The sequence below is a fragment of the Amycolatopsis sp. NPDC058340 genome (genome assembly GCF_042723975.1).
Classification (GTDB): Bacteria; Actinomycetota; Actinomycetes; order Mycobacteriales; family Pseudonocardiaceae; genus Amycolatopsis.
Genome location: NZ_JBHXIB010000079.1, coordinates 1 through 11,933, shown reverse-complemented (window position 1 = coordinate 11,933; position 11,933 = coordinate 1). Strand labels below are relative to the sequence as shown.

Here is an 11,933-nt window from a genome sequence, read left to right as displayed (position 1 = left end):
GCCGCACCCCCCGGCCCCCGCCGCCGCCCCAACCGGTGGTGAGTTTGATCAACACCATCCTTCCACACAGTGCTGGGTGGCTATTTGCTAAGCCCCAACTCTGCCTCGCCTCACCCTGCCAGCGAAACCGTGGGGCGGCCACGTCGTGACTGGGCGGACGGCAGGCGTGATCAGACGGACGACACGCGTGACTGGACGGACGACACGCGTGACTGGACGGACGACACGCGTATACGGCCGCGTCCGCCGAGAGTCGTCCGCCTGGACACGTGTGTCGTCCGTCTGATCACACGTGTCGTCCCTCCAGGCACGCGAAACCGCCAGGTACGGGGTCAGCGGTCGTAGTCGACGGTGAGTTCGGGCGAGGTCGCCACCGCCCGGCAGGTCAGGATCCGCCCCGCTGCGACCTCGTCGTCCCCGAGCGCGTAGTGCACGTCCATCCGCGCGCTGCCTCGCACCACGGTCGCCCGGCACGTGCCGCAAGCCCCGCCGACGCAGGCGTACGGCGCGTCGACGCCGTGCCGGAGCGCGGCGCTGAGCACGGTTTCGCCCACCGTGGCGGGGATTTCGACGGTCTTCCCGGCGGCGGTGACCGTCAGCGTCGAGCCGGGGTGCCGCGCCGGGCGGACGGGAAGCGCGCCCTGGAACAGTTCGAAGTGGACGTTCTCCTCGGGGACGTCGCGCTCGGCGAGTGTCCGGCGGGCCATGTCGACGAGGTCGCGCGGGCCGCACAGGAACCAGTCGTCCACCTTCGCCGGGTGCAGCCGTGCCTGCAGCAGCGCGCGGAGGCGGGTGCTGTCGAGTCGCCCGCGCTGGTAGCGCTCGTGCGAGATGGCCAGCGCCTCGCCGACGATGTCGAACGGCCTTTCGAGCCGTTGCGTGCGCAGGTCCGGGTCGCGTTCGTCGGTGCGGTAGTGCACGACGTGCAGCCGCCCGCCCAGCCGCGCGGCGAGCGCGCCGAGCTCGTCGGCGAACATCGTGCTGGCGCCGGAGGTGTTGATGTACAGCAAGGTCGCCTTGCTGTTGGGCTCGCTCCGCAGGGTCGCGGTCAGGATCGACAGGATCGGCGTGATCCCGCTGCCCGCGGCGAGCGCGACGTAGCGGCCGGCGCGGCCCAGCCGCGGGGTCAGCGTGAACTCCCCGTCCGGGGGCAGCACGTCCAGGACGTCGCCCGCCGCGAGTTCCGTGGTGGCGAACGTCGAGAACGCGCCGCCGAGCTGGTGTTTGATCGCGATCCGCAGCACGCCGGAGTCCGGTGTCGAGCAGATCGAGTAGGCGCGCCGCACCTCTTCCCCGTCGACCTTCGCGCGGATGACGAGATGCTGACCGGGGGTGAAGAGGAAGGTCTCGCGCAGCCGCTCCGGCACCTCGAACGTCACGGTGACGGCGCCTTCGCACAGCGGCCGGACCTCGGCGACCCGCAGCGAGTGGAACCGGCTCGGCCGCAGGGGCTGGGGCGCGGGCGGTTCCTCGTCGAACGAGCCGGTGAGCCGTCGCCATTCGCGATACTCCGACGACGTCAGCTCGCGGCCCCACGGGGTCGCGATCGGGACGTCCCTGGCGAGGTAGGCGTCGCGGTTGTCCCGCCACGTGCGCAGGTAGCGGTAGAACGGGATCGCCGGGTGGAGATGGTGCACCAGGTGGTAGTTCTGGCACAGCATGATCGGCGTCATCAGCCATTCGAGCCCGACGCGGACGCGCGTGGCGCCGAACCGGTTCTGCCGCTGCGCGCCGAGGTCGTGATGGGGGAGCCAGTCGAACCACCAGGCCAGCACGGCCAGCCCGAGGCGCTGCGGGATCAGGTAGCCCATCAGCAGTTCCCAGCCGTGGCCGCTCACGGCCAGCCAGGCGAACGCGGCGAGGCTCAGCGTGAGGACGGCCGCGGTCTCGATCCGCTCCGCCGGCGGCCTCGTGCGCTGCCGCGCCACGTAGAAGCGGGCGTACCAGAAGTCGATGGTCAGCCAGCGCAGCGGCAACTGCCAACAGGGGCCGTGCGCGGTCCAGGCGTCGGGATCGGTGTGGGCGTCCTCGTTGGTGTTGCGGTGGTGCTCCAGATGGATGTAGCGCACCAGGGGGAAGGAGCCGTAGGCCGCCACGAACGGCATCGCGAGCCTGCCGAGCAGTTCGTTGACCCAGGTGAGCCGCCCGGCCGCGTGATGCGTCGACTCGTGCAGCACGGTGAACATGGTGAAGGTGACGAGCGCGTGCAGGGGAATGGTCACCCAGAGCGGCGCGGCCTCGTTCACGACCAGCCAGGTGGCGCCCGTCCAGACCATGGCGCCGCCGGTGAACAGCAGCACGGTCGGCACCGAGACCAGCGGCAGCGGGATCCGCGGGCTGGGCACGCCGCGTCTCGGTCTTCTCTCGGGTGATTCCCCCGTGTCCTCGGACCGGGTTACGGCGACGGTCATCGATCGTTCCCCTCGGTCGATGGCTACCGGGACAAGCTCGCATACCGTAGACAATTAGTATTGGTTTGTAAACTTCATCCGATCGCCGAAACGCCTCGTCACGGCGTCCGATGGTGAAGCGTGGCACGCATCCGTGTCCAGGAAAGGGCCGGTTCGTAACAGAGAAGAACCGAAAACTGGTCCGATCGGGTGGTCAGGGGCCTGATGGTCCGACGTGGTTCGAAACCTGTGACCGGCGGGGGAGGGCGGGCTGATGGCCCCGGGACCGGGCCGGGAAGGGACACGGCCTAGACTCGGACGGCCCGGTCTGCAAGGTGACCAGGGCACATCCGCCGTCGACGACATGCGGATGCCCCAACACATCGTTTACCGCTCGAGGAGAATACGTTGAAGAGCACCGTCGAGCAGCTCAGCCCGACGCGAGTCAAGATCAATGTCGAGGTGCCGTTCGACGAGCTCAAGCCGAACTTCGACCGCGCCTACCGCAAGATCGCCCAGCAGGTGCGCATCCCCGGCTTCCGCCCGGGCAAGGCGCCGGCTCGCGTGCTGGAAAGCCGGATCGGGCGCGCCCCGGTGCTCGACGAGGTCGTCAACGAGGTCATTCCGGCCAAGTACATGGAAGCCGTGCGCGCGGGCGAGGTCCGCACGCTGGGCCAGCCCGAGTTCGAGGTGACCAAGCTGGAGGACCGTGAGGTCCTCGAGTTCACCGCCGAGGTCGACGTCCGCCCGGAGATCTCGCTGCCCGACCTCGAGGGCTTCGCGGTCAGCGTCGACGACGTCGAACTGACCGACGCCGAGGTCGACGAGCAGCTCGACGAGCTGCGCGCCCGCTTCGGCACGCTGACCGGTGTCGACCGCCCGGCCGAGAACGGCGACTTCGTCTCGATCGACCTCGCGGCCACCGTCGACGGCCAGGAGGTCGAGGAGGCCTCGACCACCGGCCTGTCCTACGAGATCGGCTCCGGCCAGCTCGTCGACGGCATCGACGAGGCGATCATCGGCGCGAAGGCGGGCGAGACCAAGACCTTCACCACGAAGCTGGTCGCCGGCGAGCACACCGGCAAGGACGCCGACGTCACCGTCACCGTGCAGACCATCAAGCAGCGTGAGCTGCCCGAGGCGGACGACGAGTTCGCCCAGATGGCGAGCGAGTTCGACACGATCGACGAGCTGAAGAGCGACCTTCGCGAGCGTCTCGGCCGCGTCAAGAAGATGCAGCAGGGCGTCCAGGCCCGTGACAAGGTCCTCGAGGAGCTGCTCGAGCGCACCGAGGTCGCGATCCCGGAGAAGGTCCTCGAGGCCGAGATCGAGAACCGCAAGCACGACGCGATCCACCCCTTCGACCACGACGAGGCGCAGTTCGCGAAGGCGCTGGAGGCCGAAGGCCGCACGATCGAAGAGTTCGACACCGAGGTCCGCGAGGAGTCGGAGAAGGCGGTCCGCACGCAGCTGCTGCTGGACAGCATCGCCGACGCCGAGCAGACGTCGGTCAACGACGGCGAGCTCACCGAGCGGATCATCTACCAGGCGCAGCGCTTCGGCGTCAGCCCGGACGAGTACGTCCAGCGGGCGCAGCAGTCCGGTCAGCTGACCGCGATCTACGCCGACGTCCGCCGCGGCAAGGCGCTGGCCTCGGTGGTCCGCAAGACCACCGTGACCGACGCCTCCGGCGCCACGGTCGACCTCGAAGAGCTCTTCGGCCCCGCAGCCGAGGAGACGCAGGTCACCGAGGAACCCGCGAAGACTGCGGCCGAGTAGGGAATATCCGGTCCGGTCGAATCGGACCGTAAAGCTGTAAGCGAACTTGGGCGGTGTCAGGCATTCTGCACCGCCCAAGTTCGTTAGGGTCGGTTGCAAGATCCTCAAGCATCTGGACATACGCGGCGGCGAACGTTCCACCCGCCGCCGTCGGCGAAAAGGCAGGCATGACGTGACGCAGCACACGCCCCAGGCGCGGACCGGTACCGCAGGGCTCAACCTCACCGACTCGGTCTTCGAGCGGTTGCTCCAGGAGCGCATCGTCGTCCTCGGCTCCGAGGTCAACGACGAGGTCGCCAACCGGATCACCGCCCAGTTGTTGCTGCTCGACGCAGACGACTCCGAGTCGGACATCCGCTTCTACATCAACTCGCCCGGTGGTTCGGTCACCGCGGGTTTCGCGATCTACGACACCATGCAGCTGATCCGCCCGGACGTCGCGACCTACGCGATGGGCCTGGCCGCGTCGATGGGGCAGTTCCTGCTCTCCTCCGGCACGCCCGGCAAGCGGTACGCGCTGCAGCACGCGCGCATCCTCATGCACCAGCCCTCGGCGGGGGTCGGCGGCACGGCCTCCGACATCGCCATCCAGGCCGAGGTGTTCGGCAAGTGGAAGCAGGAGCTGGCCCGGATCACCGCCGAGCAGACCGGCCAGACGGTCGAGCAGATCGTCAAGGACGGTGACCGCGACCGCTGGTTCACCGCGCAGGAGGCGAAGGACTACGGCTTCGTGGACCAGGTCCTCACTCGTGAGAACCCGCTTCCCAACAGCTGATCCGCGCCTCGCACACAGGAGAATCCAATGAGCAACTTCCAGCTTCCGAACGGGTCGCAGGCGCCCGGGATGCAGTCGCGGCTCCAGCTGCCGCAGTCGCGGTACGTCCTGCCCTCGTACGTCGAGCGCACGAGCTACGGCATCAAGGAATCGAACCCGTACAACAAGCTGTACGAAGAGCGCCAGATCATGCTCGGCGTGCAGATCGACGACGCGTCGGCGAACGACGTGATGGTCCAGCTGCTGCACCTCGAGCACGAGGACCCGGACCGCGACATCATGATCCTGATCAACTCGCCCGGTGGCTCGTTCACCGCGCTGATGGCGATCTACGACACGATGCAGTACGTCCGTCCGGACATCGTCACCATGTGCATCGGCCAGGCCGCCTCGGCCGCCGCGGTGCTGCTGGCCGCCGGCACCCCCGGCAAGCGCTTCACCCTGCCGAACTCGCGCGTGCTGATCCACCAGCCCGCCACCGAGGGCACGTACGGCCAGGTTTCGGACCTGGAGATCCAGGCCAACGAGATCCAGCGGGTGCGGCGCCAGATGGAGGTCATCCTGGCGAAGCACACGAAGAAGGACGCCGACGAGGTCAAGAAGGACATCGAGCGCGACAAGATCCTGACGGCCGACGAGGCCAAGGCGTACGGGATCGTCGACGAGGTGCTCGAGTACCGCAAGGCTTCGAGCAGCTGATCGCGGGAGGGACCGGTGCGTGTCGGGTGACGACACGCACCGGACCCCTGGTCTATGGTCAGCTTCTGGCGTGCTCAGATGTGACGTTGGTTCTCCCGTCGGCGGCATCGGACGGGTACCGTCAGTGGCAGTGTGTGAGGCTCCGAGCGGTCATCCGTGACCGGGGCGGTAAGACAGTCAGGCGCGTATCGCGCCGGAGGGGACGAGGTCAACGGCCATGGCACGGATCGGTGACGGCGGCGACCTGCTGAAATGTTCTTTCTGCGGCAAGAGCCAAAAGCAGGTGAAGAAGCTCATTGCCGGCCCCGGGGTCTACATCTGCGATGAGTGCATCGATCTCTGCAACGAGATCATCGAAGAGGAACTGGCCGAGGCAGGCGAGGTCAAGCTCGACGAGCTGCCCAAACCCGCCGAGATCCACGAGTTCCTCGAGCAGTACATCATCGGCCAGGACGACGCGAAGCGATCGCTGGCCGTGGCGGTGTACAACCACTACAAGCGTGTGCAGTCCGACGACAAGGCCGGGCCGAAGGATTCCAAGGACGAGACCGTCGAGCTGGCGAAGTCCAACATCCTGATGCTGGGGCCGACGGGCTGCGGCAAGACCTATCTGGCCCAGACCCTGGCGAAGATGCTGAACGTCCCGTTCGCGATCGCGGACGCCACGGCGCTCACCGAGGCCGGGTACGTGGGCGAGGACGTCGAGAACATCCTGCTCAAGCTGATCCAGGCGGCGGATTACGACGTCAAACGCGCCGAGACGGGCATCATCTACATCGACGAGGTCGACAAGATCGCCCGCAAGTCGGAGAACCCGTCGATCACCCGCGATGTGTCCGGCGAGGGCGTGCAGCAGGCGCTGCTGAAGATCCTCGAGGGCACCACCGCGTCGGTGCCGCCGCAGGGCGGCCGCAAGCACCCGCACCAGGAGTTCATCCAGATCGACACGACGAACGTGCTGTTCATCGTGGCCGGCGCGTTCGCCGGGCTGGAGAAGATCATCAACGAGCGGGTCGGCAAACGCGGCCTCGGGTTCGGCGCGGAGATCCGCACCAAGGCCGAGATCGACGAGAGCGACATCTTCTCCGACACCATGCCGGAGGACCTGATCAAGTTCGGGCTGATCCCGGAGTTCATCGGGCGTCTCCCGGTCGTGGCGACGGTGACCCACCTCGACAAGGACTCGCTGGTCAGCATCCTGACCACGCCGCGCAACGCGCTGGTGAAGCAGTACAAGAAGCTCTTCGAGATGGACAACGTCGAGCTGGAGTTCACCAAGACCGCGCTCGAGGCCATCGCCGACCAGGCGGTGCTCCGCGGCACCGGCGCCCGCGGCCTGCGCGCGATCATGGAAGAGGTCCTGCAGCCGGTCATGTACGACATCCCCAGCCGCGACGACGTCGCGAAGGTCGTCATCACCGAGCAGACCGTCCGCGAGAACGTGAACCCGACGATCGTGGCGCGTCAGCCGTCACGCCGTCGCAGCAGCGAGCGCGGCGAGAAGTCCGCCTGAGAGCACACTTTCGTCACCGATGCCCCGGCCGGATCCCTCCGGCCGGGGCATCGGTTTTCTCCGGCCCGGTCCGGCCGGTGACCGGACCGGGATAGGATGCGAAGGTGCCGCTGACTCCCACGAAGGACGAGAACGAGGCTCCCGAGCTGGCAGCCGCGAGTCCGCGCGAGGTCAGGGGACTCGTCGAACTCACCGAACGCATCGTCGTCGGGGCGTACCGCGGGCATCCGTGGCTTCCGCGCGCGCTGACGATCGCGCTGGGCGTGCTGGTGGCGACCTGCCTGGTGGCCGGTGTCGTCCGCTTGTCGCCGCTGCCGCTGATCCCGCTGCCGTTCTTCGCCGTTTCGGCGTACGCGCTCGTCCGGCTCAAGGCGGCGCGAAGCGCGGAGGCGAACCAGTCGCTCGTCGCCTGGACAGGGCTGTTCGCCGGTGCGACGCTCGCCGGATTCTGGTTGATCTCGATGGCGGGGCGCTGGCTCGGCTGATCGGCCCGGCCCGTTTCCGGATTTCCCTCCGTTAGCAGGGTTTCAGAATCGTCCCCACGGGGTAAGACGAGTCCGTGACAGTCACCGCGGGTCTCTTCTCCCACGTTGGCCTGCTCTACTCCGGTGACGCCGAGTACCTGGACGGTACGGTTCCGTACATCCTGGAGGGGTTGAAGCTCGGCGAGCCCGTCGCGGTGGCCGTGCCTGGCCGGAATCTCGCGCTGATCGAAGCCGCCTTGGGCGATTCCGCCGCCGGGGTCGAGTTCATCGACATGACCGAGGCCGGCCGCAACCCCGGCCGCATCCTGCCCGGTGTGCTGCTCGCGTTCGCGGACAACCGCACCGGTCCGGTCCGGATCATCGGCGAACCGATCTGGGCGGGCCGTTCGGCCCTCGAGTACCCGGCGTGTGCGCAGCACGAGGCGCTGATCAACGTCGCCTTCGGAGACCGCGAGCTCGGCATCCTCTGCCCGTACGACCGCGACCGGCTCGACGACGACGTCCTCGCCGACGCCGAGCGGACCCATCCGACCCTCTCCGGCGCCGGCGGCGATCGCCCGAGCGCGGGTTACGCCCCCGACGCGGTCGTCGAGAAGTACAACCTCCCGCTGCCCGAGCCGCGGGCGGCCGACGCGTTCCGCTTCGACCTCGCCCGGCTCGGCGCGGTGCGGTGTTTCGCGCAGGACCGGGCCGAGGAGTACGGGCTCGCTTTGGAGCGGGTGGAAGATCTCGTGCTCGCCGTGGCCGAACTGTCCGCCAACAGCGTGCTGCACGGTTCGGGCCACGGTGTGGTCCGAATCTGGCGTGAAGAGGGCTACGTGCTCTGCGAGGTCATCGACGAGGGCACGCTGAGCGATCCGCTGGCCGGACGGCGTCCCGCCTCGCCGGGACAGATCGGCGGACGGGGCCTGGTGCTGGTGAACCAGGTCGCCGACCTGGTCCGGCAGTATCTGAGACCGGGGTCGACCGTGACCAGGATCTACTTCCGCGTCTGAACCTCAGGCGTTCTTTGGGACGTGTTTGCCGAGGAACGCGATCAAGCTCGGCACGACCGTGCGGTTGAAGGCGTCGCCGTGCTTGCCGCGCGAGGTGTGCGCCACCATGGGCCGCGCCTCGGCGATGAACTTCCGCACCCCGCCGATGAACGGGTCTTCGGTACCGCACCAGATCCCGGTCGGCACGCTTTTGGTGACGTCGATATGGCGCAGCGGGTCCAGCGAGCCCCAGTCGGCGGCGTCGCGGAACGCGCGCCGTTTGCTCATCTCGGCCCACGACGTGATCAGCGCGGGTGCGAGGGCCGCGACCGCGGCTGGCGGGCGGCGGCGTTCCAGGCGGCGCCGGGTGTACAGCAGCGCGCCGAAGCCGCCCATCGAAAGCCCGGTGGCGGCGAACGGCTGCCCGTCCCGCCCGCCGAGGCCGCGGGCGGCGAGCCAGCGGGGGACCTCTTCGAGCAGCATCGCCATCGGGTTGTCGCCCGGTTTGTTCTCGTGCCAGTAGTGGTCGCCGCCGTCGACGGCGACGAACCCGAACGGCGGCACCGCCTTGCGGGCGACGTCGCTGCCGAGCTGCTTCAGCAGTCCGGTCGGGGCCGCGTGCCGCGCGGTGCCGTGGAGGCCGTGCAGCATCAGCGACATCGGCAGGCCCTTGGGCGGCGCCTTGGTCGGCAGCATGAGCACGAGATCGACCTCGCGGCCGCGGGCTTCGGAGTAGACGCGTTCGACCCGGGGGCTGCCCAGCTGGGTGGCCGGGGTCGGCGACGCGACGCCGAGCGCCCGCTGGAGCGCTTCACTGAACGGCAGGGCTCCGGTGGCCGTCCCGGCGGCGAGGCCGGCGACTCCGAGACCGGAGGCGCCCGCGATCAGCACGGAACGACGGCTCAGCCACCGGCGGGCGCCGTCCACCCCCGGCAGCGTCGTATGCCCCTGGTCGTCCTCGTTCACCGATCCCCGTTCCCCCGTTTGGCTTCCACCAGGTCAGACGCGCGTTTCCGCTCGAAGGTTGCACGATTCACCGACCTGTGACCGGGGTATCGCCGGATCAGGTGCCGATGTTTCCCTCTTTCGCGCGCCAGGCCTCGATCGAGCGGCGCGCCGAGCGTGTCGCGGCCTCGTAAGTGTCGCCCAGACCGACGCCAAGGGCGGTGGCCAGGGGAATCAGGATGTGGTCCACACCATTCTCGCCGTCGCCGAAGTGGCCGGCGACCTCCAGCGTGATGTAGCCGTGCACGGCGCTCCAGAGCTGGGCGGCGACCTCGAACTCCGGGGCCGGACGGAACCGGCCGGCGTCGATCACCCGCTTCGCGGCGCGGACGAGGTAGCCGAAGGCCTCGACGCCCTCTTCGCTGGCGTTCTGGCGGGTCTCCTCGCTGGTCATGTCGCCGAGGGTCGCCTTCTGCCCGTTCGGCTGGCTCTGGCCGAAGGTCACCGCGTAGAGCTGCGGGTCGTCCACGACGGTCCGCCGGTACGCCAGCGCCAGGGTGAGGATGTCGGCAGCCGGGTCTTCGGTCTCCTCGACCCGGCCAAGGTTCGCCGACAGCCGCCGGAATCCTTCGCGGGCGACCTCGTCCACGAGCGCGCCCATCCCGCCGAAGTGGGTGTACACGGCCATGGTGGACGCGCCGATCTCGGCCGCCAGCTTGCGGGCCTGGAGCGCCTCCGGGCCGCCGTGCGAAAGCAGCCGGATCGCCGCCTCGATCAGTTTGCCCTTGACCTCGGCGGCGGAGGGTTTCGGTGCCATGCTTGCCAGTATCTCATAACCCTGTTATAAATGAGCGCATAACATCGTTATTCCAGGGTAGGGGTCTGTGATGGGCAACAAGTTCCTCGAGGGCAACTTCGCCCCGGTCAGCCGAGAGCACACGATCACCGAACTGAACGTCACCGGGCACATCCCGGAGTACCTGGACGGGCGTTATCTGCGGAACGGGCCGAACCCGCTGTCCGAAGTGGACCCCGCGACGTACCACTGGTTCATGGGCGACGGCATGGTGCACGGTGTCCGGCTGCGCGACGGCCGCGCCGAGTGGTACCGCAACCGCTGGGTGCGCAATCCCGGGCTCTCGCACCGGCTCGGCGAACGCTGGGAAGGCGGGCCCGCTTCGATGGGGGCCAACACGAATGTGATCGGCCACGCCGGCAAGACCCTCGCGCTGATCGAGGGTGGCGCCACGAACTTCGAGCTGACCGACGAGCTCGACACCGTCGGCGCCTGCGATTTCGACGGCACGCTGCCCGGCGGCTACACCGCGCACCCGAAGCGTGACCCGGAAACCGGGGAACTGCACGCCGTCTCGTACTTCTTCGGCTCGGGCAACAAGGTCCAGTACTCGGTGATCGGCGTCGACGGCCGCGCGCGGCGCACGGTCGACATCGAGGTCACCGGTTCACCGATGATGCACGACTTCTCCCTGACCGAGAAACACGTCGTCTTCTACGACCTCCCGGTCACCTTCGACAGCGAGCAGGCCGTCACCTCTTCCGTTCCGCCGTTCCTGCGCACGCCCGCGAGGCTCGTGATGTCGGCACTGGTGGGCAAGGTGAAGGTGCCGGATCCGCTCAGCGCGCGGCTTCGTCAGCGGATAACGGGCAACGCCGGCCTGCCGTACCGCTGGAACCCGAAGTACCCGGCGCGGATCGGCGTCATGCCGCGCGACGGCGGCAACGGCGACGTCCGCTGGTTCGAGATCGAACCGTGTTACGTCTTCCACCCGATGAACGCTTACGACGACGGCGACGACATCGTGCTGGACGTCGTCCGGCATCCGAAGATGTTCGACACCGAACTCCTCGGACCGGCCGAGGGGCCGCCGACCCTGGACCGCTGGACGGTCGACCTGAGTGTCGGCAAGGTCATCGAGGAACGCCTCGACGACCAGGGTCAGGAGTTCCCGCGCGTCGACGAACGGCTGGTCGGGCGAAGGCACCGCTTCGGCTACTCGGTGTCCACAAAGGATGGTTCGGCGTCGTCGGGTTCCTTGCTGAAGCACGATCTGTGGAACCGGTCGGTCGCGTCGAGGGAGTTCGGCGCGGGCAGCCAGGTGGGGGAGTTCGTGTTCGTCCCGTCCTCTGTGGACGCCGGCGAAGACGAGGGTGTGCTGATGGGGTTCGTCTACGATCCCGCGACGCAGAAGAGTGATCTGACCATTTTGGACGCGGGGACGCTGGAGACCGTCGGCGCCGTGCACCTGCCGGACCGGGTGCCGAACGGCTTCCACGGCAACTGGGTGGGTACGGAGTAAGGGCCTCGTGAGTGGCGAGGACGGTTCTAACCGACCACGCCCCCAGGCGCTTTTA

10 protein-coding genes are annotated in these 11,933 nt (G+C 68.3%); 7 read left to right on the top strand and 3 right to left on the bottom strand.

Going from position 1 to position 11,933, the window contains the following annotated elements:
- Positions 1–332: 332 nt before the first annotated feature.
- The gene (locus ACFWIW_RS40340) at positions 333–2,345 is read right to left on the bottom strand and encodes a fatty acid desaturase (protein WP_378373327.1); all 2,013 of its coding nucleotides are present in this window, start codon (positions 2,343–2,345) and stop codon (positions 333–335) included.
- A gap of 453 nt (positions 2,346–2,798) precedes the next feature.
- On the opposite strand from ACFWIW_RS40340, the gene tig reads away from it, so the two are divergent.
- The 6 genes from tig to ACFWIW_RS40310 all read left to right on the top strand — a co-directional run bounded on the left by tig (position 2,799) and on the right by ACFWIW_RS40310 (position 8,636).
- Positions 2,799–4,169, top strand: a complete 1,371-nt coding sequence (gene tig / locus ACFWIW_RS40335; RefSeq protein WP_378373314.1) for a trigger factor — start codon at positions 2,799–2,801, stop codon at positions 4,167–4,169.
- A 172-nt stretch (positions 4,170–4,341) separates the two neighbouring features.
- Positions 4,342–4,944, top strand: a complete 603-nt coding sequence (locus ACFWIW_RS40330; RefSeq protein ID WP_016332353.1) for a ClpP family protease — start codon at positions 4,342–4,344, stop codon at positions 4,942–4,944.
- A 27-nt stretch (positions 4,945–4,971) separates the two neighbouring features.
- A complete protein-coding gene (locus ACFWIW_RS40325) occupies positions 4,972–5,643 on the top strand; it encodes an ATP-dependent Clp protease proteolytic subunit (protein WP_240594604.1) in 672 nt (223 codons plus the stop codon).
- Positions 5,644–5,860: 217 nt separating this feature from the next.
- Entirely contained in the window at positions 5,861–7,156 is a 1,296-nt protein-coding gene (gene clpX / locus ACFWIW_RS40320; RefSeq protein WP_016332355.1) for an ATP-dependent Clp protease ATP-binding subunit ClpX, read from the top strand.
- 104 nt (positions 7,157–7,260) lie between these two features.
- Entirely contained in the window at positions 7,261–7,641 is a 381-nt protein-coding gene (locus tag ACFWIW_RS40315) for a hypothetical protein (protein WP_378373313.1), read from the top strand.
- A gap of 74 nt (positions 7,642–7,715) precedes the next feature.
- Entirely contained in the window at positions 7,716–8,636 is a 921-nt protein-coding gene (locus tag ACFWIW_RS40310) for an anti-sigma factor RsbA family regulatory protein (protein ID WP_378373312.1), read from the top strand.
- Between the two features lie 3 nt (positions 8,637–8,639).
- Here ACFWIW_RS40310 and ACFWIW_RS40305 read toward each other — a convergent pair whose 3' ends face one another.
- Entirely contained in the window at positions 8,640–9,581 is a 942-nt protein-coding gene (locus tag ACFWIW_RS40305) for an alpha/beta hydrolase (protein WP_378373311.1), read from the bottom strand.
- Between the two features lie 97 nt (positions 9,582–9,678).
- Entirely contained in the window at positions 9,679–10,377 is a 699-nt protein-coding gene (locus ACFWIW_RS40300; protein ID WP_378373310.1) for a TetR/AcrR family transcriptional regulator, read from the bottom strand.
- Between the two features lie 70 nt (positions 10,378–10,447).
- Between ACFWIW_RS40300 and ACFWIW_RS40295 the strand changes: the two genes are divergently transcribed.
- A complete protein-coding gene (locus ACFWIW_RS40295) occupies positions 10,448–11,878 on the top strand; it encodes a carotenoid oxygenase family protein (protein ID WP_378373309.1) in 1,431 nt (476 codons plus the stop codon).
- The last annotated feature ends 55 nt before the right edge of the window (positions 11,879–11,933 follow it).